Origin of the sequence: Miltoncostaea marina (assembly GCF_018141525.1) — a bacterium.
Taxonomy (GTDB): domain Bacteria; phylum Actinomycetota; class Thermoleophilia; order Miltoncostaeales; family Miltoncostaeaceae; genus Miltoncostaea; species Miltoncostaea marina.
The window spans coordinates 1-24,113 of the sequence record NZ_CP064655.1 but is presented as its reverse complement, the minus strand read 5'-3'; the positions used below and the strand labels follow the sequence as shown (position 1 = coordinate 24,113).

Annotated in this window: 22 protein-coding genes; 6 read left to right on the top strand and 16 right to left on the bottom strand. The window is 75.3% G+C overall.

Annotated elements, in window-relative coordinates; genetic code table 11:
• Positions 1–36 precede the first annotated feature (36 nt).
• From ITJ85_RS00110 to ITJ85_RS00100, 3 genes are read left to right on the top strand one after another with little or no spacing between them, the layout of a single operon-like run.
• Positions 37–744: an alpha/beta fold hydrolase gene (locus ITJ85_RS00110; protein ID WP_217914323.1), complete on the top strand. Its 708-nt coding sequence runs from the start codon at positions 37–39 to the stop codon at positions 742–744.
• Positions 741–1,712, top strand: a complete 972-nt coding sequence (locus ITJ85_RS00105) for a diacylglycerol/lipid kinase family protein (protein WP_217914322.1) — start codon at positions 741–743, stop codon at positions 1,710–1,712. The genes ITJ85_RS00110 and ITJ85_RS00105 overlap by 4 nt, the downstream gene beginning before the upstream one ends.
• Before the next feature lie 54 nt (positions 1,713–1,766).
• Positions 1,767–2,006 (top strand): hypothetical protein, encoded by a 240-nt coding sequence (locus tag ITJ85_RS00100; protein ID WP_217914321.1) that lies wholly within the window; start codon positions 1,767–1,769, stop codon positions 2,004–2,006.
• Positions 2,007–2,657: 651 nt separating this feature from the next.
• On the opposite strand, the gene ITJ85_RS00095 is transcribed toward ITJ85_RS00100, so the two are convergent.
• The 8 genes from ITJ85_RS00095 to fabZ all read right to left on the bottom strand — a co-directional run bounded on the left by ITJ85_RS00095 (position 2,658) and on the right by fabZ (position 9,497).
• Complete coding sequence (locus ITJ85_RS00095) at positions 2,658–3,563, bottom strand: acetyl-CoA carboxylase carboxyltransferase subunit alpha (RefSeq protein ID WP_217914320.1); 906 nt, start codon at positions 3,561–3,563, stop codon at positions 2,658–2,660.
• Positions 3,560–4,552, bottom strand: coding sequence for an acetyl-CoA carboxylase carboxyltransferase subunit beta (locus ITJ85_RS00090; protein WP_217914319.1), 993 nt, complete (start codon positions 4,550–4,552; stop codon positions 3,560–3,562). Before ITJ85_RS00090 ends, ITJ85_RS00095 begins: the two co-directional genes overlap by 4 nt.
• Before the next feature lie 11 nt (positions 4,553–4,563).
• Positions 4,564–4,989, bottom strand: a complete 426-nt coding sequence (locus ITJ85_RS00085; RefSeq protein WP_217914318.1) for a protein-tyrosine phosphatase family protein — start codon at positions 4,987–4,989, stop codon at positions 4,564–4,566.
• 137 nt (positions 4,990–5,126) lie between these two features.
• Positions 5,127–6,383 (bottom strand): beta-ketoacyl-ACP synthase II, encoded by a 1,257-nt coding sequence (fabF, locus tag ITJ85_RS00080; protein ID WP_217914317.1) that lies wholly within the window; start codon positions 6,381–6,383, stop codon positions 5,127–5,129.
• Complete coding sequence (gene fabG / locus ITJ85_RS00075; RefSeq protein ID WP_217914316.1) at positions 6,380–7,114, bottom strand: 3-oxoacyl-[acyl-carrier-protein] reductase; 735 nt, start codon at positions 7,112–7,114, stop codon at positions 6,380–6,382. Before fabG ends, fabF begins: the two co-directional genes overlap by 4 nt.
• Positions 7,115–8,020, bottom strand: a complete 906-nt coding sequence (gene fabD, locus ITJ85_RS00070; RefSeq protein ID WP_217914315.1) for an ACP S-malonyltransferase — start codon at positions 8,018–8,020, stop codon at positions 7,115–7,117. It abuts the gene before it with no gap.
• Positions 8,017–9,054, bottom strand: a complete 1,038-nt coding sequence (locus tag ITJ85_RS00065; RefSeq protein WP_217914314.1) for a beta-ketoacyl-ACP synthase III — start codon at positions 9,052–9,054, stop codon at positions 8,017–8,019. Before ITJ85_RS00065 ends, fabD begins: the two co-directional genes overlap by 4 nt.
• Positions 9,051–9,497, bottom strand: a complete 447-nt coding sequence (gene fabZ / locus ITJ85_RS00060) for a 3-hydroxyacyl-ACP dehydratase FabZ (protein WP_217914313.1) — start codon at positions 9,495–9,497, stop codon at positions 9,051–9,053. Before fabZ ends, ITJ85_RS00065 begins: the two co-directional genes overlap by 4 nt.
• An 80-nt stretch (positions 9,498–9,577) precedes the next feature.
• On the opposite strand from fabZ, the gene ITJ85_RS00055 reads away from it, so the two are divergent.
• From ITJ85_RS00055 to ku, 3 genes are read left to right on the top strand one after another with little or no spacing between them, the layout of a single operon-like run.
• Positions 9,578–10,864, top strand: coding sequence for an NfeD family protein (locus tag ITJ85_RS00055; protein WP_217914312.1), 1,287 nt, complete (start codon positions 9,578–9,580; stop codon positions 10,862–10,864).
• A gap of 22 nt (positions 10,865–10,886) precedes the next feature.
• Positions 10,887–11,663, top strand: a complete 777-nt coding sequence (locus ITJ85_RS00050) for a slipin family protein (RefSeq protein ID WP_343233042.1) — start codon at positions 10,887–10,889, stop codon at positions 11,661–11,663.
• A 31-nt stretch (positions 11,664–11,694) separates the two neighbouring features.
• Positions 11,695–12,561, top strand: coding sequence for a non-homologous end joining protein Ku (gene ku / locus ITJ85_RS00045; protein WP_217914310.1), 867 nt, complete (start codon positions 11,695–11,697; stop codon positions 12,559–12,561).
• Between the two features lie 12 nt (positions 12,562–12,573).
• On the opposite strand, the gene ftsH is transcribed toward ku, so the two are convergent.
• The 8 genes from ftsH to dnaA form a co-directional block, all read right to left on the bottom strand.
• Positions 12,574–14,427: an ATP-dependent zinc metalloprotease FtsH gene (gene ftsH / locus ITJ85_RS00040; protein WP_343233041.1), complete on the bottom strand. Its 1,854-nt coding sequence runs from the start codon at positions 14,425–14,427 to the stop codon at positions 12,574–12,576.
• Positions 14,428–14,545: 118 nt separating this feature from the next.
• On the bottom strand, positions 14,546–17,092 hold the full coding sequence (gene gyrA / locus ITJ85_RS00035) for a DNA gyrase subunit A (protein WP_246496294.1): 2,547 nt from the start codon (positions 17,090–17,092) through the stop codon (positions 14,546–14,548).
• Positions 17,093–17,104: 12 nt separating this feature from the next.
• Complete coding sequence (gyrB, locus tag ITJ85_RS00030; protein ID WP_217915913.1) at positions 17,105–19,522, bottom strand: DNA topoisomerase (ATP-hydrolyzing) subunit B; 2,418 nt, start codon at positions 19,520–19,522, stop codon at positions 17,105–17,107.
• A gap of 85 nt (positions 19,523–19,607) precedes the next feature.
• Positions 19,608–20,117 (bottom strand): DciA family protein, encoded by a 510-nt coding sequence (locus tag ITJ85_RS00025; protein WP_217914308.1) that lies wholly within the window; start codon positions 20,115–20,117, stop codon positions 19,608–19,610.
• Entirely contained in the window at positions 20,110–20,517 is a 408-nt protein-coding gene (locus ITJ85_RS00020) for an AAA family ATPase (protein ID WP_217914307.1), read from the bottom strand. The genes ITJ85_RS00025 and ITJ85_RS00020 overlap by 8 nt, the downstream gene beginning before the upstream one ends.
• Entirely contained in the window at positions 20,406–21,278 is an 873-nt protein-coding gene (locus ITJ85_RS00015; RefSeq protein ID WP_217914306.1) for an AAA family ATPase, read from the bottom strand. The genes ITJ85_RS00020 and ITJ85_RS00015 overlap by 112 nt, the downstream gene beginning before the upstream one ends.
• Positions 21,235–22,335 carry a DNA polymerase III subunit beta gene (gene dnaN, locus ITJ85_RS00010; protein ID WP_217914305.1) on the bottom strand — a complete coding sequence of 367 codons (1,101 nt, stop codon included), beginning with the start codon at positions 22,333–22,335 and terminating at the stop codon, positions 21,235–21,237. Before dnaN ends, ITJ85_RS00015 begins: the two co-directional genes overlap by 44 nt.
• 314 nt (positions 22,336–22,649) lie before the next feature.
• Complete coding sequence (gene dnaA, locus ITJ85_RS00005) at positions 22,650–24,092, bottom strand: chromosomal replication initiator protein DnaA (RefSeq protein ID WP_217914304.1); 1,443 nt, start codon at positions 24,090–24,092, stop codon at positions 22,650–22,652.
• Between the last annotated feature and the right edge of the window lie 21 nt (positions 24,093–24,113).

The window sequence follows — 24,113 nt, the reverse complement described above, 5'->3', positions numbered from 1 at the left end:
CCCGGGCCGGCCCCCGCCCTGCACTACGATCGCGACGTGTCCGCGCCCCGGCCGATCCTCATCCACGGCTCCGGCGGCGACCACCGCCTCTGGGCGGGCCTCAGCGCGCGCGTCGGCGGCTCGGTGGGGCTCGACCTGCCAGGGCACCCCGACGGCGCCCCGCGCGCCTCGCTCGCCGAGCTGGGCGCGGTCGTGGGCGGGGCGATCGCCTCCGTCCCTGGCCCCCGCGCGCTGGTCGGCCACTCGCTGGGCGGGGCCGTCGCCATGGAGGTCGCACGCACGCGGCCGGAGCTGGTGGACGGCCTCGTGCTGATCGCCACCGGGGCGCGCCTGCCGGTGCCCGACAGCGCGATGGAGCGGGCCGCGGCCGACTTCGCCGCCGAGCGCGAGCGCCTGATCGCCGGCTCGTTCGCCGACCCGGCGGGGCCCGGCGCCGCGGCCGCCCGGGCGGCGCTCGACGCCTGCGGCCCCGCCACGCTGCTCGCCGACTACCGGGCGTGCCGCAGCGTGGACCTCGCGGCCGCCCTGCCGTCGATCGGCGTCCCGGCCCTCGTGATCGTGGGCGACGACGACCCGTTCACCCCGCCGCGGTACGCGGAGGAGCTCGGCCGCGCCCTGCCGATGGCGCGCACGATGCTCATCCCCGGGGCGCGTCACACGCCCATGGGCGAGTTCGACGCGACGCTCGCGATGCTCGTCGCGGCGTTCCTGGCGCGGCTGGAGCTGACCCTGACCGGCGCGTGAGCGACCTTGCGCCGGTGGCGCTGATCGTCAACCCGGTGGCCACCCGCGCCGGTCGCGGCCTGCGCGGGCAGCTCGCGCGGGCGCTGGGACCGGCCGGCCTCGAGTGGGCGCTCACCACGCGCGGGCCCGGCGACGCCGGGCGCCTGGCGCGGCGGGTCGCCGACGAGGGGGCGCGGACGGTGGTCACCCTGGGCGGTGACGGCACGGCCGCGGACGCGGCCGGCGCCCTGGCGGGGGGCACGACCGCCCTCGCGCCGATGCCGGGCGGCAACGCCAACGTCTTCGCCCGGGCGATCGGCTGGCCCGCGCGGCCGGCGGACGCCGTGCCGCTGCTCGTCGCCGCGCTCGATGCGGGTCGGGTGCGCGCGGCGGCGCTGGGGCGCCTGCGCGCCGACGACCGGGACGTGGTGTTCACGATCAACGCGGGGATGGGCATCGACGCCGCAACCGTGGAGTGGATCGAGGCCCGCCCGCGGGCGAAGCGGCGGCTGCGCCAGGCGGGCTTCGCGGCCGGGGCGCTGGTGGCCGCGGCGCGCGCCCGCCACGAGCCGCGCCTGCGCGTCGCGGCCGACGGCGGCCCGCCGGTCGACGACGCGCTCGCCGTGCTCGTCGCCTGCGGCACGCCGTACACCTACCTGGGCCGGCGGCCGCTCGACCTGGCGCCCGGCGCGGCCTTCGACGGCCACCTGGGCTGGGTGGCGCTGACGCGGGCCCGGCCCGCCGACCTGGCCGCCGTGATGGGGCGCGCCGTGCGGGGGCGCGACCTGCCCCTCGGGGGCCCCGCGCTGCGCGGCGGCGCCGCCCACGCGGAGGTCGTCGTGCGCGCCGACGGGCCCGTCGCCGTGCAGGCCGACGGCGAGCCCCTGGGGCGCCACGCGGAGCTGCGCGTCACGCCCGGGCCCTCCCTGCGGGTGGTTGACCCGCGCGGCGGCGCGCGCCTCAAGTCGGACCCGCCGCGGCCGACCTGATCGGGGCGGGACGGGACCGTCCCGCGTGGAACGATCGGGCAAGGAGGCTCGCCGATGACGCAGGGACCCGCCCCCGCCGCCGCATTCCGGGGGTTCATGGCGCTGGTGCTGGACATGGTGCGGGTCGACCCGGACCGCCGGCCCACCGCAGAGATGCTCCGCTGGCACCGCGACCTCGCGGGCGCCGTCGGCGTCGCCCCGGGCCGGCCCGCGACCAACCAGGAGCTGCTCGACGGCGCCCTCCGCCTGAAGCGCGCCATCGACCGCACGGAACGCGCCCTGACGGCCGTGTAGGGCTCCGCCTGGACGTTGCCGGCGTCGAAGGACGGCGTTTGCTCGCTACGGGGCTCCGCCCCGGACGACGCGATCGAGCTCCGACGTGGTGGGAGACACGACCGCCGAAGGCGGGAGGGATCACCGGCCACGACGGCGCCGGGCACACCCCACGCGCACCACGGACGCTCACGTGCGTGCCCTTTCCGGCGCCCGCCCCGCCGAAGGCGGTGCGCCGGTCCGCAAATCGCCCCGGCCAGGGGCGATTTGCCGCGTGACCCGGCCCGAAAGAGGCCGGGTCCCCGCGTGAGGGGCACGGCGGTCGACACCGTGCCCAGCGCGAGCCGGCCCGCAGGGCCGGGTCCCGCCCGCGCCATGGATCGGCCCCAGCCGACCCGGTCCGTCGACGACCTCGTCACGCGGGGGCCGGGTCCCGCCCGCGCCATGGATCGGCCCCAGCCGGCCCGGTGCGTCGCCGCCCTCGTCACGGGACGGGCCGGGTCCCGCCCGCGCAGTGGATCGTCCCCCGCCGACCCCGTCCCCGGACGACCTCGCCGACGGACGCGCGCCCGCGCACAGGATCGGCCCCGGGCGACCCCGTCCGTCGCCGACCCTCCGAGGACGGCCCTTGACCACCACACCGCGCCGGCGCCGCGGCGCGGCGCCGATCGCTCAGCCCTGGGGGACGCCCTCCACGGCGGCGGCGACCTCGCGGTACGCGCCGATGCGGCGATAGCGGTCGCGGCGCTGGCGCTTGCGATCGGCGGGCGCGAGGGCGTGGAGCTCGCGCAACGACCGCGCGACGTACCCGCCGAGCAGCCGGGCGGCCTCGTCGTGGTCGCGGTGCGCGCCGCCGGCGGGCTCGGGGACCACGACGTCGGCGATGCCCCAGCGGTAGCAGTTGGCCGCGGTCGGCTGGAAGGCGGCGGCGGCGTCGCGCGCCCGCGCCGCGTCGCGCCACAGGATCGCCGCCCCGCCCTCGGGCGAGATCACCGAGTAGGTGGCGTTCTCGAGCATCATCACGCGGTCGGTCACGCCCAGGGCGAGCGCGCCGCCCGAGGAGCCCTCGCCGATCACCACCGCGATCGACGGCACGCGCAGGCGCAGCATCGTCTGCATGCTGCGCGCGATCGCGCCGCCCTGGCCGCGCTCCTCCGCCCCCGAGCCGGGGAACGCGCCCGGGGTGTCGATGAGCGTGATCACCGGCAGGTTGAGCTTGTCGGCCACGTCCATCACCCGCATCGCCTTGCGGTAGCCCTCGGGCCCCGGCATGCCGAAGTTGCGGTAGGTCCGCTCGGTGGTGTCGCGGCCCTTCTGGTGCCCGATCACGGCCACGGGGCCCATCTCGCCGCGCCCGATGCCGGCCACGATGGCCGGGTCGTCGCCGTAGAGGCGGTCGCCGTGGAGCTCCTCGAAGTCGGGGAACAGGCGGGTGATGTAGTCGAGCGGGTACGGCCGGTCCTGGTGGCGGGCGAGCTGGATGGTGTCCCAGATCGCCGAGCCGGTCTCGGGCGCCCCGCCGAGGCGGTGCGCGAGGCGGCGCACGAAGCGCCCGCCGCGCCGGGCGGCCACGCTCATCGGTCGTCCTCCTCGTCGGGGCGCCGTACGCGCGACACGAAGCGGCGCGACAGCTCCGGCAGGTTGCGCGCGACCGTCGCGGCGCGCTCCGCCTTCTCCTGCGCCCAGGTCACCGCCGGCGCGGGCGCCACGCCGCTCGGGCGCTCGAGGATGCCGAGCACCTTGCCGATGCGCCCGGCCAGCTCGCGCCGGTCGACGACCGCGTCGACCTGCCCGTTGGCGAGCTGGGTCTCGGCCCGGCCGAACTCGGGCGGCAGCTTCTCGCGGGTGGTCTGCTCGATGACGCGCGGGCCCGAGAAGGCGATGAGCGCCCCCGGCTCGGCGTAGGTGACGTCGCCGACCGAGGCGAACGAGGCCCACACGCCGCCCGTGGTCGGGTGTGCCAGCACCACGATCGTGGGCAGCTCGGCGTCGCGCAGCAGCTCGAAGCCGACGATCGTCTTGGCCATCTGCATCAGGGCGATCACGCCCTCCTGCATGCGGGCGCCGCCGGAGGCGGTCACGCACACGAGCGGCAGGCCGCGCTCCACGCAGCGGTCGCAGGCCCGGGCGAGCTTCTCGCCCACCACCGAGCCCATGCTGCCGCCGAGGTAGCCGAAGTCCATGACGGCCACCACGCAGGGGTGGTCGCGGACGGCGAGCTCGCCGACCACCAGGGCCTCGGTGGCGCCCGCCCGCTCGGCCTTGTCGACCCGGTCGGGGTAGGGCTCGAGGTCGACGAACTGGAGCGGGTCGCTCGCGCGCATCTCCGGCCACAGCTCGAGCCACGGCCGCCCCTCGGCGAGCTGGTCGAGCCGCTCGCGGGCGCCGACGGGGAAGTGGTGCCCGCACGTCGCGCAGACGCGCAGGTTGCGCTGCATCTCCTCCGCGCGCCAGTGGCTCTGGCAGCGGGGGCACGAGCGCTCGTCGGCGGGCAGCTTGCGCGGCCGCTCCTCGGGGCGGCGGCGGCGCAGCTTGTCGACCGACACCGTGATGGGACGCCTGGTCACGTGGCCCGCGATTATGTCAGGGGGCCGGCGTCGGCGACGAGCCACCGCTCGACGCTCTCACGGTAGGCCGGGACGATGCTGGCCGGCGTGCGGCCCTCGAGGATCATCCGCTCGGCCTCGTCGGGGTCGCGGCCGCGCAGCCGCAGCACGGCGTAGGTGACCATCGCCGACCGGCGCCGGCCCTGCTGGCAGTGGATGAGGACGCCGGAGGTGGGCTCCTCGTCGAGCACGGCGGCGGCGAAGCGGGCGGCGGGCGCCCAGAGCGCCGGCGGCTGGGGGCGCCCGTGGTCCCACATGGGCGCGTGCACCACCCGGTCGGCGCCGAACACGCGCCGCTCGGCCCAGAGGTCCTGCGAGATGCGGGTCTGCAGCTGGGCGCGGCAGTTGACCACGTGGGTCACGCCGAGCTCGGGCAGCCGGGCGACCGCGCCGCCCACCGGGACCGCGCCGATCGCGATCCGCTCGCCGGGGATCCACGAGAAGCCCTCCAGGCCGCGGCGCGGCCCGTAGACGCGCGTGCTCGCGCGGTTGAGGACCGCCCGCCAGCCGGGCAGCCGCCCTGGGGGCGCTGCGCCTACCGGTCCTCCACGCGGCCGAGCACCATGATCGCGTTGTGGCCGCCGAAGCCGAACGCGCTCGACACGGCGACGCGCACGTCGGCGCGGCGGGCCTCGTTGGCGACGTGGTCGACGCCCGCGCAGTCGGGGTCGAGGTCCTCGAGGTTGATCGTCGGCGGGATGATCCCCTCGCGCAGCACGAGGGCGGTCAGCGCGCCCTCGACCCCGCCGGCCGCGCCCAGGCAGTGGCCGTGCATCGACTTCGTCGAGGAGACCATCACCCGCCGGGCGACGTCCTCGCCCAGGGCGAGCTTCAGCGCCCGGATCTCGCTGGTGTCGCCCACCGGCGTCGAGGTGGCGTGCGCGTTGACGTAGTCGACCTGCGACGGCTCGACGCCGGCGTCGGCGAGCGCCATCGCGACCGCCGCGGCGGGCGCCCTGCCGGTGGGGTCCGGCTCGGTGAGGTGGTGGGCGTCGCCGGTGAGGCCGTAGCCGAGCACCTCGCAGATCGGCTCGGCGCCGCGCTCCAGCGCGTGCTCGAGTCGCTCGAGCACGACGATCGCGCCGGCCTCGCCCATCACGAAGCCGTCGCGGGCGCGGTCGAACGGCCGGCTGGCCCCCTCGGGGTCGTCGTTGCGCGTGGAGAGCGCCCGCATGGCGTTGAAGGCGGCGATGCCCACCCGGGTGACGCTGGCCTCGGTGCCGCCCGCGAGCATCACGTCGGCGCGCCCGGCGCGGATGGCGTCGGTGGCATCGCCGAGCGCGTGGTTGCCCGAGGCGCACGCGGTGGTGACGCACGACAGCGGCCCCTGCAGGCCGAGCTCCATCGACACCTGCGCGGCGGCCATGTTGGCGATCACGGCCGGGATGAAGAACGGCGACACCCGGTCGGCGCCGCGCTCCTCGGCGAGCAGCGTCTGCTGCACGAACGTGTGCAGGCCGCCGATGCCGCTGCCCACCACCGCACCCGCGCGCGGGGCCGCTGTGGACGAGATGGCGAGCCCCGCGTCCTCCAGGGCGAGCCGCCCCGCGGCCACCGCCAGGTGGGCGAAGCGGTCCATGCGGCGGGCCACCTTGCGGTCCATGAAGTCGACCGGGTCGAAGCCGGTCACCTCGCAGGCGATCTTCGTGGGCGTGTCGACCGGGTCGTAGCACGTGATCGGGCCGGCGCCGCTGCGCCCGGCGATCGCGGCCTCCCAGTTCTCGCGCCAGCCGATGCCGAGGGAGGTGACCATCCCCAGGCCGGTGACCACCACGCGCGGGCGGTCGCTCATGCCATCGCCAGCCCGCCGTCGACCGACAGGACGGCCCCGGTCACGAAGGCGGCGGCCGGGGAGCAGAGGAAGGCGACCGCGCCGGCGACGTCCTCGGGCGTGCCGAGGCGGCCGAGCGGCGTCGATGCGAGCAGGCCGGCGCGCTGCTCGTCGGAGAGCTCGGCCGTCATGTCGGTGGCGATGTAGCCCGGCGCGACCGCGTTGACCCGCACGCCGCGCCCGCCGGCCTCGCGCGCGAGGGCCCGCACCATGCCGATCAGGCCCGCCTTCGCCGCGGCGTAGTTGGCCTGGCCGGGGTTGCCCGTCAGGCCCACCACCGACGAGACCGCCACGATGCTGCCGGCCCGGCGGCGCAGCATGCCGCGCAGCGCGGGGCGCGCCGTGAAGAAGGCGCCGCTCAGGTTGGTGTCGATGACCGCGTTCCAGTCCTCGGCGCTCATCCGCACGGCGAGGCCGTCGCGGGTGATGCCGGCGTTCAGCACGAGGGCGTCGAGCGGCCCGAGGGCCTCCTCGGCGGCCTCGACCATCGCCCCCGCCTGGGCCTCGTCGGCGACGTCGGCGGCGTGGGTCGAGGCCCGCCGGCCGGCCGCCTCGACGGCGGCGGCGGTCGCCGCGGCGCCGTCGGCGTCGCGGGCGTACCCCACCGCCACGTCGTAGCCGGCCTCCGCCAGCGCGCGGGCGCACGCGGCGCCGATCCCACGGCTCGCGCCGGTCACCAGGGCAACGGGCATCTACACCACCGTCAGCTTGTCGAGGTCGGCCGGCTCGCCCACCTGGGCGGTCGGCAGGTCACGGCGCACGCGGCGCACGAGGCCGGAGAGCACCCGGCCGGGGCCCAGCTCCACGAAGCGGTCCGCGCCCAGCTCGAGCGCGGCCTCGACCGCGTGGCCGAACCGCACCGGCGAGGTGAGCTGGTCGAGCAGCACCCCGCGCATGCGCTCGGGGGGCTCGACGAGGCAGGTCGTCGTCGAGAGGAAGGGCGGGTCGGCCGGCGCCGGGGCCCAGGCCTCGAGGGCGGGGCGCAGCCGCTCGGCGGCGGGCGCGATGAGCGGCGAGTGGAAGGCCCCGTCCACCACGAGCCGCGTGGCGCGCACGCCGCGCGCCTCGGCGAGCTCCACCAGGCGGTCGATGCCCGCGCTCGTGCCCGAGACCACGACCTGCCCGGGGCAGTTGTAGTTGGCCGGCCAGGCCTCGCCGGCCTCGGCGGCGAGCGCCTCGGCCTCGTCGTCGGCGGGCCCGAGCAGCGCGGCCATCGCGCCGGGCGACTCCTGGGCGGCGGCCCGCATGGCGGCGCCGCGCTCGGCGACCGTCCGCAGGGCCTCCGCGTAGCCCATCGCGCCGCAGGCGACGAGCGCCGAGTACTCGCCCAGCGAGTGGCCCATCACCAGCCCCGGCCGCAGCCCGGCCTCCTGCGCCACCCGGAAGGCGGCCACCGACGCGGCCACGAGCGCGGGCTGGCAGACGTCGGTCGCCGTCAGTCGCTCGATGGGGCCGGCGAAGCAGACCTCCGAGATGGCGTAGCCGAGCGTGTCGTCGGCCTCCTCGAACGTGCGCCGGGCGACCTCGTGGGCCTCGGCGAGCGCCTTGCCCATGCCGACCGCCTGGGCGCCCTGGCCCGGGAACATGGCGACGGTCACGCCCACTGGTGCTCCTCTCCGAGCGGCTCGTAACGGACCACGGACGATGCCCACGTGAGCCCGCCCCCGAACCCGACCAGCAGCAGCATGTCGCCCGGCGACAGGCGGCCGGCGTCGCGCGCCTGCGCCAGCGCCATGGGGATGGACGCCGACGACGTGTTGCCGAACAGCTCCAGGTTGTTGAAGAGCCGCTCGGGAGGGATGCCGAGGCGCTCGGCGGCGTGGTCCATGATGCGCGAGTTGGCCTGGTGGGCCACCACCAGGTCGATGTCGGCGATGCCCATCGACAGGCCGTCCAGCAGCCGCTGCGCCGACTCGACCATCACGCGGGTGGCGAAGCGGAAGACCGCGGGTCCGTCCATGCGGATGCACGCGTCGGCCGGCGCGCCGCCGGCCGCCGCCAGGCGCCGGTCGCCGCCCACGGGCAGCACGAGCTGGTCGGCCCCTGAGCCGTCCGCCCCCAGGTCGAAGGCGAGGAAGCCCGTGGTCGTCTCCGCGTCGCCCGCCGTGACGAGCGCCCCGCCCGCGCCGTCGGCGAACAGGATGCAGGTGGCGCGGTCGTCGTGGTCGGTGACCCGCGAGAGCACCTCCGAGCCCACGACGAGCACGTTGCCCGCCATGCCCGCCTCAACGAGCGCCGTGGCCTGGGCCAGGGCGTAGACGAAGCCCGAGCAGGCGGCCGACAGGTCGTAGGCGGCCGCCCGCCGCGCGCCGATCCGGTCGGCGACGATCGCCGCCGTGGCCGGGAAGAGGGCGTCGGGGGTCGCCGTCGGCACGATCACCATGTCGACCTCGGCGGACGGCAGGCCCGCGCTCGCAAGCACCCGCTCGGCGGCGACCGCCGCCATGTCGGCCGTGGTCTCGTCGGGCGCCGCGTAGCGCCGCTCGCGGATGCCGGTGCGCGTGCGGATCCACTCGTCGGTGGTGTCGACACGCCGCTCGATCTCGGCGTTGGTCACCACCCGCGCGGGCGCGTAGCCGCCGAGCGCCGCCAGGCGGGCGCGTCGGCGGGGGGCGCTGCGGTCGGGCGTCACGCCCCGGCGCCCTCGGCGTCGACCAGCGCGAACGAGAGCTCGGTCTGACAGGCGGTCACGCCCTCGACGGACGCCGTGCCCTCGCCGGAGCCGAGCATGCCGCGGCGGCGGGTGAGCCGGGTCTCCAGCACGAGGTCCTCGCCGGGCCGCACGACCCGGCGGAAGCGGGCCTTGCCGATGCCGGCGAAGAGGGCGAGCTTGCCCGCCGTGCCGGGCTCGGCCAGCGCCGCCAGGGCCCCGGTCTGGGCCAGCGCCTCGACGATCAGCACGCCGGGCAGGATCGGGTTGCCCGGGAAGTGGCCGGCGAAGAAGGCGGCCTCCGGGTCCACGCGCCAGCGCGCCCGCGCGGACTCCCCCGGCGCCAGATCGAGGATCTCGTCGACGAAGAGGAAGGGCGGGCGGTGCGGAAGGAGATCCGTCGGTGCCGGAAGGCGCGCGTCCACGGTCGGCGGGATCGTAGCCCATCGCCGCCCGCGCGGATCCCGGCGGGCGGCCGGGCCGCTGCTATCGTCGCCGCACCGGCATGCGCCCCGCCCTCGCCCTCCTCGCCGCGCTCGTCGCCCTCCTCGCGGCCGCGCACGGGGCCGTGGCGCAGGACACGCCGGCGCCCGTGCGGGTGATCGAGCTGGACGGGGGCATCGACCCCGTCTCGGCGCGCTGGGTGGAAGACCGCCTGGACGCGGCGCGCGACGACGGCGCCGCCGCCGTGGTGATCCGCATGGACACCCCGGGCGGCCTGGTGTCGTCGATGCGCGACATCGTGGCGGCGATGGAGCGCTCGCCGCTGCCGGTGGCCGTCTGGGTGGGTCCGGCGGGGTCGCGCGCGGGCTCGGCGGGCGCCTTCATCAGCGCCGCCGCCGCCCACCTGGGCATGGCGCCGGGCACCAACATCGGCTCCGCCACGCCGATCGGCAGCGGCGGGGAGGACCTCGACGCGAAGGTGCGCAACGACGCGGCGGCCTCCATCGCGGCGCTCGCCGAGGCCCGCGGGCGCGACCCGGCGCCGTTCCGCGCGATGGTGGTGGACGCACTCAACCTGACCGCGCGCGAGGCGCTCGAGCGCGAGGTGGCCGAGACCGTGCAGCCGGACCTCGGCTCGTTCGTCGCCTGGCTCGACGGCCGGCCGGGACCGGACGGGCCGATCCGCACGGCGGGCGCGCCCGTGGAGGCCGAGTCGATGCCGTGGCACCTGCGCCTGCTCGAGGCGCTGATCGACCCCAACCTGGTGTTCCTGCTGCTGCTGCTGGGCCTGGCCGGGATCGGCTTCGAGCTCTACAACCCGGGCGCGATCGTGCCCGGCGTGGTGGGCGCGATCAGCCTGCTGCTGGCGCTGGCCGGCCTGACCGTGCTGCCGGTCGACTGGGTCGGCATCGCCCTCATCGCGCTCGGCGTCGGCCTGTTCGTGGCCGAGACCCAGGTCGGCGGGTTCGGCGCGCTCGCCGCCGGCGGGGTCGTGGCCCTGGGCCTGGGCGGGGCGTTCCTGTTCGACTCCGACGACCCGGCGCTCGTCTCGTCGCCGTGGATCGTCGGCCTGATGGCGGCCGTGGTGGGGGCGGGCTTCCTCGGCGCGGCCCGGCTGGTGCTGCGGGCCCGGCGCCGGCCGGCCGCCACGGGCGGGGCGGAGCTGGTGGGCGAGATGGGCGTGGCGCGTGGTGCGATCGGCCCGGACGGGGGCCGCGTGAGCGTGAACGGCGAGATCTGGAGCGCGCGGACGGCCGACGGCTCACGGCTGCCGGCGGGCGCGCCCGTGCGGGTCGTTAGCATCCAGCCGGACGACCTGACCGTGACCGTCGAACCCGGAGAGGGGTGATCGCGTGGCCGCTGCCTATGCAGTGATCGTGATCCTGATCATCGGCCTGCTGTTCCTGTTCTCGGCCGTGAAGGTCGCGCGCGAGTACGAGCGCGGCGTGGTCTTCCGCCTGGGCCGGCTGATCGGGATCAAAGGCCCGGGACTCTTCATCCTGATCCCGTTCATCGACAAGGCCGTGAAGGTCGACCTGCGCACGATCACGCTCAACGTGCCGCCGCAGGAGGTGATCACGAAGGACAACGTCACCGTGAAGGTCAACGCGGTGGCCTACTTCCGCGTGGTGGACGCGTCGAAGGCGATCGTGCAGGTGGAGAACTACCTCGTCGCCACCTCCCAGATCGCCCAGACCACGCTGCGCAGCGTGCTGGGCCAGGTCGACCTCGACCAGCTCCTCTCCGAGCGCGACCAGATCAACGACCGCCTGCAGACGATCATCGACGAGCAGACCCACCCCTGGGGCGTGAAGGTGTCGGTGGTCGAGGTGAAGGACGTCGAGCTGCCCCAGCAGATGCAGCGGGCGCTCGCCCGCCAGGCCGAGGCCGAGCGCGAGCGGCGCGCCAAGATCATCGCCGCCGACGGCGAGTTCGAGGCCTCGGAGAAGCTCTCCCAGGCCGCCGCCGTGATCAGCAGCAGCGCCGGCGCCCTGCAGCTGCGCTACCTGCAGACGATGAACGAGATCGGCACCAACGAGCGCACCACCACGTTGATCCTGCCGTTCCCGATGGAGATGCTGGACATGTTCTCGGGGGCCGCGGGTCGGAGCGGCTCCGGCAACGGCGCCGGCTCGGCGGGGGTCTAGGCCGCCGGCGGACGGGGAACGGGGGGAACCGATGCGCGCGATCTGGAACGGCTTCATCTCGTTCGGGCTGGTCACGATCCCGGTGTCGGTCGGGCTCGCCCAGCAGCGCAACGACGTCAGCTTCCGGACGCTGTCGCGCGCGACCAACCAGCCGGTCAAGCAGAAGCGCTGGGACCCCGCCCGCGACGCCGAGGTGGGCCCCGACGACACGGTCAAGGGCTGGGAGGTGTCGAAGGGCCAGTACCTGCCGGTGGAGGACGAGGAGCTCGAGCGCTTCGCCGCCCAGCAGGAGAAGACGATCCGCATCCTCCAGTTCGTCGACATCGCCGAGGTCGACCCGGTCTACTTCGAGAAGGCCTACTGGCTCGAGCCCCAGGAGCGCGCCGAGCGCCCGTACGCGCTGCTGACCCGGGCGATGGAGGAGTCGGGCCGCGCGGCGGTCGGGCGCTTCGTGCTCTCCACGAAGGAGCACCTGGTGCTGCTGCGCGCGGCCGACGGCATGCTCGCGCTGCAGACGCTCTACTACCCCGAGGACGTGCGCGTGCGCGAGCAGCGCGAGATCCGCGACCGCCTGCAGGGCGTGGACGTCTCCGACGAGGAGCTCGGCATGGCCCAGCAGCTCGTCGCCGGGCTCACGAAGCCGTTCGCGCCCGAGGAGTACCCCAACGAGACGCGCGCGGCGCTGCTCGACTACCTGCAGGCCAAGGCGGCCGGCCAGGAGCTGGCGGCGCCCGAGCAGGCGGAGCAGCCCGCGCCGGTGATCGACCTGATGGCCGCCCTCAAGGCCAGCCTCGAGGCGAGCGGCGCGTCGGCGGGCGGCGGCGACGCGGCCGGGGAGGGCGACGGCGACCCCGGCGAGGCGGCCGAGGGCGCCGAGGAGGCCCGCAAGGCCTCCTGACGCCCGCCGGGGTCAGCCCGGGGCGACCGGCCGGGTGATCCCGGCCACCGCGTAGGCGTCGGCCTCGTCGAGCGTCTCGCGCTCGAGCAGCGCCCGGGCCAGCGCCTCCAGGCGGTCGCGGTGCTCCACGAGCTGGCGCACGGCCTCGTCCTCGCACTCCTCCACGATGCGGCGCACCTCCGCGTCGATCAGCTCCTGGGTGCGGGGCGACACCGTGCCGGGCGAGCCCGGGAACAGCATGGGCTGGTCGTCGGGGCCCGGCAGCACCGACACCGGCCCGACCGCCTCCGACATGCCCCAGCGGCCCACCATGCGGCGGGCGATGTTGGTGACCTGCTCGAGGTCGGACTCGGCCCCGGTGGTGATGTCGCCGAACACGACGCGCTCAGCGGCGCGCCCCCCGAGGGCGCCGATGATGCGCCCCCGCAGGTACTCGGCGCCGTAGCCGTAGCGGTCGGCGTCGGGCGCCTGGAAGGTCACGCCGAGCGCCCGGCCCCGGGGCACGATCGAGATCTTGCGCACCGGGTCGGCGCCGGGCTGCAGCATGCCGAGCAGCGCGTGGCCGCTCTCGTGGTAGGCCGTGCGCTCGCGCTCGGCGGGGGAGATCATGATCCGCCGCTCGGCGCCCAGCACGATGCGCTCGAGGGCGTCGGTGAAGTCGCCGGCCCGCACCCGCTCGTGCTCGCGCCGGGCCGCGGTGAGCGCCGCCTCGTTGATCAGGTTGCGCAGGTCGGCGCCGACCATCCCCGGCGTCGACTGGGCCAGCTGCTCCACGCTGACGTCGTCGGCCAGCGGCACGCCGCGCAGGTGCACGCGCAGGATGGCGGCCCGGCCGTCGCGGTCGGGCGGGTTGACCACCACCCGGCGGTCGAAGCGGCCCGGCCGCAGCAGGGCCTGGTCGAGGATCTCGGCGCGGTTGGTGGCGGCGAGCACGATGACGCCCTCCGAGCCGCTGAAGCCGTCCATCTCGGTGAGGATCTGGTTGAGCGTCTGCTCGCGCTCGTCGTTGCCGCCGATCGACGCCGACCCGCCGCGCGCCCTGCCGATCGCGTCGAGCTCGTCGATGAAGATGATCGCCGGGGCGGCCGCCTTCGCCTGGGCGAACAGGTCGCGCACCCGGCTGGCGCCGACGCCCACGATCATCTCGACGAACTCGGAGGCCGACAGCGAGAAGAACGGCACGTCGGCCTCGCCGGCGACCGCGCGGGCGAGCAGCGTCTTGCCGGTGCCGGGCGGGCCCGAGAGCAGCACGCCGCGGGGGATGCCGGCCCCGAGGCGCCGGTAGCGGTCGGGGTTCTTCAGGAAGTCGACGATCTCGACGAGCTCGTCCTCGGCCTCGTCGATGCCCGCGACGTCCTCGAAGGTGACCCGCTGGGCCGTGGCGTCGTAGCGCTTGGCCCGGGAGCGGCCGAGCCCGGACAGCGCGCCGCCCGCCCCGCCGGCCGCGCGGCGCATGAGCCACACGAACAGCGCCACGATCAGGATGACCGGGCCGAACGACAGCAGCAGGGTCCACAGCAGCGAGCGGCCCTCCTCGACCGGCCGCGCGTTGACCTCGACGTCGCGGTCGATGAGCAGCTGCATCAGCTCGTCGTCGGCGAACGCCGGCCGCTCGGTCGCGAACTCGGTGTCCGAGGAGTCGGAGCCCTGCGGGTACGTCACCTCGCGCTTGAAGACGCCCTGGATGGTGTCGCCGCGCGAGGTGACCTCGGCGACGTTGCCGGCGGTCACCTGCTCCCGGAAGAGCGTGTACGGCACGTCGAGCCGCTCCGGCTCGCCCGGGAACTGCGAGACGATGAACCAGTTGAGCGCGAAGAGCGCGAGCAGGATCCACCAGAAGCGCATCCCGCCGGGCATGCGGCCCATCGGCCCCGCGCGCGCCGGCGGCTCCGGCGGGTCGGCCCCCTCCACCCGCCACTGCGGCCCGCGGCGCTCCCCCGGGGAGGCGCCGCGGCGCGGGGCGGGCGGGGCGGCCTCGGCCACGTCAGCCGCCGGCGCCGCCGTCCGGGCCGTCGGGCAGCACGTCGCCGAGCGGGCCCAGCGCGGCCTCGTCGACCAGCGGCGGGCCGCTGCCGTCGGGGCCGCCGCCGCCGGCGTCCTCGCCGTTGGGCTCGACCACCGAGGCCACGCCGCTCACCCGGTCGTCCTCGGGCAGGTTCATCAGCCGCACGCCCTCCGTGGAGCGGCCGGTGCGCCGCACGGTGCCGGCCTGGATGCGGATCACCTGGCCGTTCTGGGAGATGAGCAGCAGCTCGTGGCCCTCGCGCACCGGGCGGGCGGTGACGAGCTCGCCCTTGCGGTCGCTGACCTTGATCGTGCGCACGCCCTTCGTGGGGCGGCCCTTCGTCGGGTACTCGGGCATCGGCGTGCGCTTGCCGTAGCCGTAGCCGGTCACGACCAGCAGGTCCTCGTCGTCGCGCGCCACGCAGATCGCCAGCACGCGGTCGTCGCCGTCGAGGTTCATCGCGCGCACGCCGCGCGTGTCGCGGCCCATCGGGCGCACCTGCGACTCGTGGAAGCGGGCCGCCTGGCCGCGCGCCGACACGACCAGGAGGTCCTCGTCGCCGTCGGTGAGCTGCACGCCGACCAGCTCGTCGTCGCCCTGGAGCTGGATCGCGGTCAGGCCGCGCTCGCGCAGCACCGTGTCGTACTGGCGCAGCTCGGTCTTCTTGACCATGCCGTCGCGGGTGGCCAGCACGAGGTAGCGGCCCTCGCCGTAGTCGCGGGTGGCGAAGACGGCCCGCACCTCCTCGCCCGGCTGCAGGGCCAGGACGTTGGCGATGTGCCGCCCGCGCGAGTCGCGCGAGCCCTGCGGCAGCTCGTGCACCTTCTGCCGGTACACCTTGCCGGTGCTGGTGAAGAACAGCAGGTAGTGGTGGGTCGAGGCGATGAAGAGGTGCTCGATGTAGTCGTCGTCCTTCAGCTTCGCCCCGCGCAGCCCCTTGCCGCCGCGGCCCTGCGCCCGGTAGGTCGTGACCGGCAGCCGCTTGAGGTAGCCGGCGTTGGAGATGGAGATGACCATCTCCTCCTCGGCGATGAGGTCCTCGAGGTCGATGTCGCCCTCGCCCGGGACGATCTCCGTGCGGCGCTCGTCGGCGAAGCGGCCCCGGATCTCGAGCAGCTCCTCGCGGATGAGGGCGTACACCCGGCGCTCGTCGCCGAGGATCGCGCGCAGCTCCGCGATGCGCTTCTGCAGCTCGTCGTACTCGGCCTGGATCTTGCCGGCCTCCAGCTGGGTGAGGCGCTGCAGGCGCAGGTCGAGGATCGCCCGCGCCTGGATCTCGGTGAGGTCGAAGCGGGTCATGAGGCCGGTGCGGGCGGTCTCGGGGTCGGCCGCCGCGCGGATGAGGGCGATGACCTCGTCGAGGTATCCGAGCGCCTTGAGCAGGCCCTCCAGGATGTGGGCCCGTGCCTCGGCGCGCGCCAGCCGGTAGCGCGAGCGGCGGGTGACCACCTCCTTCTGGTGGTCGAGGTAGTGCCGGATGATCTCCTTCAGGCCCAGCGTGCGCGGCACGCCGTCGACCAGGGCGATCGCGTTGACGCCGAACGTCGTCTGCACGGCGGTGTGCTTGTAGAGCTTGTTGAGCACGACCATCGGCACGGCGTCGCGCCGCAGCTCGATCACCACGCGCACGCCGTCGCGGCCGCTCTCGTCGCGCAGGTCCGCGATCTCGGGGATGACCTTGTCGTTGGCGAGGTCGGCCATCTTGCGGATGAGCTCGGCCTTGTTGACCTGGTAGGGCAGCTCGGTGAAGACGATCGCGTTGCGGCCGTGCTTGAGCGGCTCGTTGTGGGCCCGCCCGCGCACGACCACGCGGCCGCGGCCGGTGCGGTAGGCGTCGACCACGCCGGCGCGGCCGACGATGATGCCGCCGGTCGGGAAGTCGGGGGCCTTGATGTGGCGCATGAGGCCCTCGACCTCGATGTCCGGGTCGTCGATGGTGGCGACCACGGCGTCGATCGTCTCGCCCACGTTGTGCGGCGGGATGTTGGTGGCCATGCCCACCGCGATGCCCGAGCTGCCGTTGATCAGCAGGTTCGGCACCCGCGAGGGCAGCACCACCGGCTCGGTGCGCCGGTCGTCGTAGGTCGGCGCGTCGTCGACCGTGTCCTCGTCGATGTCGCGCAGCATCTCCACGGCCATGCGCGACAGGCGCGCCTCCGTGTAGCGCATCGCGGCGGCCGCGAACTCGGACGAGCCGAAGTTGCCCTGGCCGTCGACCAACGGGTAGCGCGAGGCGAAGTCCTGGGCCAGCCGCACGAGCGTGTCGTAGATCGCCGAGTCGCCGTGGGGGTGGAACTCGCCCATCACGCGGCCGACGATGTTCGCGCTCTTCACGTAGGGCCGGTCGGGCTGCAGGCCCATGTCGTGCATGGCGTAGAGCACGCGCCGGTGCACCGGCTTGAGCCCGTCGCGCACGTCCGGCAGGGCGCGGCCCACGATCACGCTCATCGCGTAGTCGAGGTAGGACGTGCTCATCTCGCGCTCGAGCTCGCGAGGCTCGATGCGCCCGTGGCGGTCGATTGCCACTAGTCGCGGCTCCTAGACGTCGAGGTTGCTGACGCTGCGGGCGTTGTCCTCGATGAAGGCGCGGCGCGGCTCCACCTTGTCGCCCATCAGCTTCGCGAAGAGCTCGCCGAGCGTGAACTCGTCCTCCATCGTCACCCGCTGGAGGACGCGCCGCTCCGGGTCCATCGTCGTCTCCCAGAGCTGCTCGCTGTTCATCTCGCCGAGGCCCTTGAAGCGGCTGAGCTGCACGCCCTCGCGGCACAGCTCCATGACGGCGACGCGCAGGGCGTCGTACGTGGCCGGCGTGCGGGTGCGCGAGCCGCGCGCGAGCCGGAAGGGCGGCGTGCCCACCTGGTCGCGCAGCTTGGCTCGCGAGTTCCGCAGGCCGGCGAGCTCCCGCGAGGCGTAGATGCCGAGCGGGATGGTGACGGTGCGCGCCTCGCCGGTCGCGCGCTGGACCGAGCGGGCGAGCACCTCGCCCGCCGCCGGGTCGACGCCCTCCACGGTGAGCGTGGCGTGGTCGTCGGAGCCGCCCTCGACCGCGGCGACGAGGGCGTCGAGGTCCTCGCCCGGGTCGACGTCGGCCAGGTGGTGGTCGCGCAGGAAGTCCACGAGGGCGGACCCGTAGGTGGCGCGCAGGTTTCCCGACCAGGCCTCGTGCTCCTTGAGGGCGCGCTGGAAGCGCTGGTAGCGGGCCTTCGTGAGGCTCACCGAGCGGCCCCCGGCCTCCTCGAGCGCCAGGTCGCCGAGGTTGCGGTCGAGGAGCCACTCCTCGAGCTCGGCCTCCTTCTCGATGTACTGCTCCTGGTTGCCCTGCTTCACCTTGTAGAGCGGCGGACACGCGATGTAGACGTAGCCCTCCTCGATGAGCGGCCGCATGTGCCGGTAGAGGAAGGTCAGGATCAGCGTGCGGATGTGGGCGCCGTCCACGTCGGCGTCGGTCATGATGATGAGCTTGTGGTAGCGGGCCTTCGCGAGGTCGAAGTCCTCGTCGATGCCGGTGCCCATCGCCGTGATGATCGCCTGGATCTCGGTGTTCGAGAGGACCTTGTCGATGCGGGCCTTCTCGACGTTGATGATCTTCCCGCGCAGCGGCAGGATCGCCTGGAAGCTCGACTGGCGCGCCATGATCGCCGAGCCGCCGGCCGAGTCGCCCTCCACGAGGAACAGCTCGGTGGAGGCCGGGTCGCGGTCCGAGCAGTCGGCGAGCTTGCCGGGCAGGCTCGTGGAGTCCATCGCGCCCTTGCGGCGCGCCAGGTCGCGCGCCTTGCGGGCGGCGAGCCGGGCCTGGGAGGCGCTGATCGCCTTGCCGCAGATCGCGCGCGCCTCGGCCGGGTGCTCCTCGAGGTACTCCGCCAGCCGCTGGGTGACGGCGTGGTTGACGAAGCCCGTGATCTCGGAGTTGCCGAGCTTCGTCTTCGTCTGGCCCTCGAACTGCGGCTCGCCGAGCTTGACCGAGATGATCGCCGTCAGCCCCTCGCGGGTGTCCGGGCCCTCGAGGTTGTCGTCCTTCTCCTTGAGCATGCCCTTCGCGCGCGCGTAGTCGTTGAGCGTGCGGGTGAGGGCCGTGCGGAAGCCGGTGAGGTGGGTCCCGCCCTCGTGGGTGTTGATGTTGTTGGCGAAGCTGTAGACCGACTCGCTGTAGGCCCCGGTCCACTGCATGGCCACCTCGAGCGAGCCCTCCGGGGCCTCCGCCTCGAGGTAGACGATGTCGCGGTGCACGGGGTCGCGCGTGCCGTTGAGGTGGGCGACGAAGTCGCGGATGCCGCCCTCGAAGTGGTACTCGACCTCCCGCTCCTCGCCGCGCCGGTCGACCAGCCGCACGGTGAGCCCGCGGGTGAGGAACGCCGTCTCGCGGAAGCGCGTGGCCAGCGTCTCCCAGTCGAAGTCGGGCTCCTCGAAGATGTTCGGGTCGGGCAGGAACGTGTGCGTGGTGCCGGTGTCGTCGGCGTCGCCCACGCGCTCGACCGGGCCGAGCGGCACGCCGATCTCGTAGCGCTGCTCCCAGACGCCGCCGTCGCGCCGGACCTGCGTGACCAGGCTCTCCGAGAGCGCGTTGACCACGCTGATGCCGACGCCGTGCAGGCCGCCGGAGACCTTGTAGCCCTCGCCGCCGAACTTGCCGCCGGCGTGCAGCACGGTCATCACGACCTCGAGCGCGCTCCTGCCGCCCTGGTCGGCCATCGCCGCGACGGGGATGCCGCGCCCGTTGTCGGACACGGTGCAGGAGCCGTCCTGGTTGAGGATGATCTCAACCCGGTCGGCGTACCCCGCGAGGGCCTCGTCGACCGAGTTGTCGACGGCCTCGTAGACGAGGTGGTGGAGGCCCCGGGGACCCGTGGAGCCGATGTACATGCCGGGCCGGCGGCGGACCGCCTCCAGGCCCTCGAGGACGGTGATGTCCCCGGCGTCGTAGTGCGTGACCGACGGCGCGTCGGGCGTGGGCTGGATGTGCTGCCTCCTCTACGGGGATTCGAGGAAGTCTAGCACCCCCAGAGGCCGGAACGCCCTCCGATCTGCGCGCTTTGCAGGGAAATCAGTCGTGTTCGGCGGCCCTTCTGCGCCGGGCGGCGGCGGCCGCCGCGCGGGCCACGAGCTCGCGCAGCCGGGGGTCCTCCACGCCCGCCGCCGCCACGGTCCCGTGGGCGCGGTCGCCGGCGGTCGGCGGGGGCGGCGGCGTGGGCGGCGCGGGCGGGGGCGGGGCGGCCCCCGGCACGTGGTCGGCGACGGCGAACCGCAGCCCCGCGACCCCGGCCTCCGGGCACGTCGCCGCCAGCCGCGCGGTCAGCTCCTCGCGGCGCGCGGTGAGCTCGTGGGCCCAGGCCGCGCTCGAGCAGGCCACCGTCAGCACGCCGGCCCGGCTGCGGCGCACGGGGGCGCTGTGGGCCGCGGCGGCGGCGCCCACCACTTCGGCCCAGGCGGCGGCTGCCGCGCCCGCCGGGCCCGGTCCCGCGCCGGCGGCCGGCCCGCGCCGGTACCGGCGCACGACGTCGGCGGCGCTGAGCGGATCCTTGCGGCGACGGCGACGGCGCGGCCGCTCAGCCACGGACGGTCCCCGCCTCGATGCGCACCAGGGCGTCCGGGGGCTGGTCGAGCGCGTCGGCCGCCGCCGGGTCGGCGGTGGTCACGATCGTCTGGCCGCCGTCCCGCACCGCCTCCAGCAGCAGCCGCCGGCGCACCGGGTCGAGCTCGCTCAGCACGTCGTCCAGCAGCAGGATCGGCCGGGCGGCGCGCTCGCGCAGGTGGTCGCGGGCCGCCAGCAGCAGGGCCAGCGCCGCCGTGCGCTGCTCGCCCTGGCTGCCCTCGCGGCGCAGGTCCGCGGGTCCCGCCCCGATCAGCAGGTCGTCGCGGTGCGGGCCGGCGAAGGTGCCCGCGGCGGCGACCTCGCGCTCGCGGCGCGCGGCCAGCGACCCGGCCAGGGCCGCCTCGAGGTCGTCGTCGGGCACCTCGGCCAGCTCGGCGGGCGAGGCCTCGAGGCGCAGGAGCCCGGCGTCGCCGCCGCCGAGCCGCTCCAGCCAGCCGGCGAACGGGCCGGCGAGCGCCGCCACCCGGCGCGGCGGGCCGCCGCCACCCGGGCACCGAGCCGGGCCATCGGGGCCTCCCAGGCGGGCAGCGAGGCGCGCGAGGCCTCGCCGGCCCGCACCCGGCGCAGCAGGGCGTTGCGCTGCGCGAGCGCGTGCTGGTAGCCGGCCAGGTCGTCGGCGAACCCCGGGCTGGCGGCCTCGAGCACCCGGTCCAGCGCGCGCCGGCGGGCGGCGGGCGGCCCCTTCACCGCGCGCAGCTCGTCGGGCAGGAAGACCAGCACCGCGCGGGCCCGCCAGTCCGCCAGCCGGCGGACGGGCTCGCCGTCCAGGCGCAGCCGCCGGCCGCGGCCGGCCGCGAAGCCGATCTCGCGCCGGTGCAGCCCGGCCGGGCCGTCGAGCTCCAGGGCCACGTGCAGCGCCGGCGCGCCGCGTCGCACGGCCTCGGCCTCGCGCGCCGTGCGCGGCGAGACGCCCAGGCAGCCGAGCACGATCGCCTCCACGAGCGACGTCTTGCCGGCGCCGTTCGGGCCGGTCAGCAGCACCAGCCCGGCGGGGAGGTCGAGCGCCGCCCGGCGCCAGGGGCGGAGGTCGGCGACCTCCAGGCGCCGCGCCGCCCAGGCGGGGCGGCCGGCCGTGGCCTCAGGCGTTGAGCCGGATCGGCATGAGGAGGTAGCGGTAGTCATCCTCCGCCCCGCGCAGCAGGCCCGGCCGCAGCGGGCTGATGAGGCCGAGCCGCACCTCGTCGCCGTCCACGCTCTCCACGCCCGCGCGCAGGAACTCCACGTTGAAGCCGATCTCGAGGGGGTCGCCGGAGAACGCCGCCGGCAGCGACTCGCGGCCCTCGCCGACCTGGTCGCTCGTGGCCGAGATCGTGACCGAGCCGTCCTCGAACGCCAGCCTGACCGGCGTGTTGCGCTGAGCCAGCACGCCGATGCGCGTCAGCACGCCGAGCAGCTCGCCGCGGTCGAAGGCGACGTCGTGCTCGAAGGTGTCCGGCACGAGCTGGCGGTGGTCCGGGAACTGGCCCTCGATGATGCGGCTGGTCAGGCGCACGTCGCCGATGCGGAAGAGGGCCTGGCTCTCGCCCAGCACGACCTCGACGGCGTCGGCCTTCGCCACCCCGACCAGGCGGGACACCTCGCTGAGCGCGCGCGCCGGCACGATCGCCTCGCGCGTGTCGGCGGGCGGCGACTCGAGCGGGGCCTGCCGCACCGCGAGGCGGTACGAGTCGGTGGCGACCATCGTGAGGCCGTCGGGGCCGAGCCGCACGAGCACGCCGGTCAGCACCGGGCGCGTCTCGTCGCGCGAGGCGGCGCGCGCCACCCGGTCGATCGCCTCCACCAGCACGGCGGCCGGCATCGACAGGCCGGCGCCCTCGTCGGCGGGCAGCTCCGGGAAGTCGCTCGCCTGGAGGCAGTTGAGCGTGAACGACGAGCCGCCACCGGTCAGGGAGACGATCCCCTCCCCGGTGCGGTGCTCGAGCGTCACCGGCCCGTCGGCCATGGTCCGCACGATGTCGCCGGTCAGGCGCGGCAGCACCACGGCGCCGGGCGACTCGAGCGAGGCCTCCAGCGGCACCCGCAGCGACAACTCCATGTCGGTCGCCGCCAGCTCGCAGCGGCCGTCCTCGGCGCGCAGCAGCACGTGGGAGAGGATCTGGATGGTGCTCTTGGCGGAGGCGGCGCGGCCGGCGACCGCCAGCTTGCCCGCGAGCTCCTCCTTCGGCGAGACGAGGCGCACCGGGCGACCCTACCGGCTGGCGGGGACGCCCGCAGCCGCCCCGCCGCCCGTCATCCACCGCGTGGGGCGCGGCTCCCATGGGTACACAAGGAAAGAGCGCTTCTCGGTCGTAGTGGTCATAGGCCCTGTCGACTGGGTGGATGGTCTACGTCGTGCCTGCATACGGGGGCGAACGCCCTGTGCGCCCGCCCGTGGGCGGACCGCGCGCCGGGGCCCCCTGCCTCCCCAGCCGTCCCCAGGCCGTCGGGCGGGGACGGGCGCGGCGGTGGAGCGTGGGGAGGCGCGGCGCCGCCCGTCCCCGGTCCCCTCCACCGTCAGGCCTCGGGGCGCTTCCCGGTCAGCCGGGAGGTCAGGGTCTGCACCGCGGTGAGCACCTCGCCCTCGCCGGTCATCTGGTCGCCCACCTTCTGGACCGCGTACATCACCGTGGTGTGGTCGCGACCGCCGAACGCGCGCCCGATGGCGGGCAGCGACGCGTCGGTGAGCTCGCGCGAGAGGTACATCGCCACCTGGCGGGGGCCCACGATGCGGCGGGTGCGCTTGTCGCCGGTCAGCTCCTGGAGCGTCACCCCGTAGTAGCGGCAGACCTCGCTCTGGATGACCTCGATCGACAGCACCCCCTCGTCGGCCGGGAAGAGGTCCTCGAGGATCTCGTGGGCGAGCTCCACGTTGATGCGCCGGCCGGAGATGGAGGCGTGGGCCACCACCCGGGTGAGCGCGCCCTCGAGCGCGCGCACGTTGGTCGCGACCCGGCCGGCGATGAACTGGAGCACCTCGGGGTCGTGGATCTCGTATCCGTCTGCCCGCACCCGCTTCTGCAGGATCGCGATGCGGGTCTCGATGTCGGGCGGCTGCACGTCGGTGATGAGGCCCATCTCGAACCGGCTGCGCAGCCGGTCCTCGAGGGTGGCGATCGCCTTCGGCGGCCGGTCCGACGAGATGACGATCTGCTTGCCGCTGTCGTGCAGCGCGTTGAAGGTGTGGAAGAACTCCTCCTGCGTCTGCTCGCGGCCCTGGAGCGACTGGATGTCGTCGATCAGGAGGATGTCCGTGCTGCGGTAGCGGTCCTTGAAGGAGCGGATGCCCCCGTCGCGCAGCGCGTTGATGAACTCGTTGGTGAACGTCTCGACCGAGACGTAGGTCACCGCCAGCTCGGGGTGGTTGGCGGCGACGAAGTGGCCGATGGCGTGCAGCAGGTGCGTCTTGCCGAGGCCGACGCCGCCGTAGATGAAGAACGGGTTGTAGGCGCGCGCCGGCTGCTCGGCCACCGTGAGGGCGGCCGCGGCCGCGAAGCGGTTCGACGGCCCCTGGACGAAGGCCTCGAACGTGAAGCGCGGCTGCAGGCCGGTCGGCCGGCGCGGCACCACCCGCGCCGGCGGCGGCGGCGCGTCGGCGGTCGCCGGCCGGGGCGCCGGCGGCGGGCCCGGCGACGACGAGCGCCCGCCCCCGGGCGCGGCGCCGTCCCCGGGCGCGACCTCGTCGGCCGGCCGGTCCTCGACGGTGATCTCCACCTCGAGGTCGGTGCCGCGCACCTCGAAGAGCGCGTCGCGCAGCAGCGGCAGGTAGCGTTGGCGGATCCACTGGCGCAGGAGCTCGGTCTCGACCGCGAGCACGATCCGGTCGTCGGCCAGCACCACCGGCCGCGCCCCGCCGAACGCGAACTTGTACACCTGGCCGTTGAGGGTCGAGCGGAGCCGCTCGCGCACCTCCTTCCAGACGGCGTCGCGTTCGTGGGCCGGGGCGGTGTTGGACGGCATTCCGGTCTCCGGGGTCGGCGG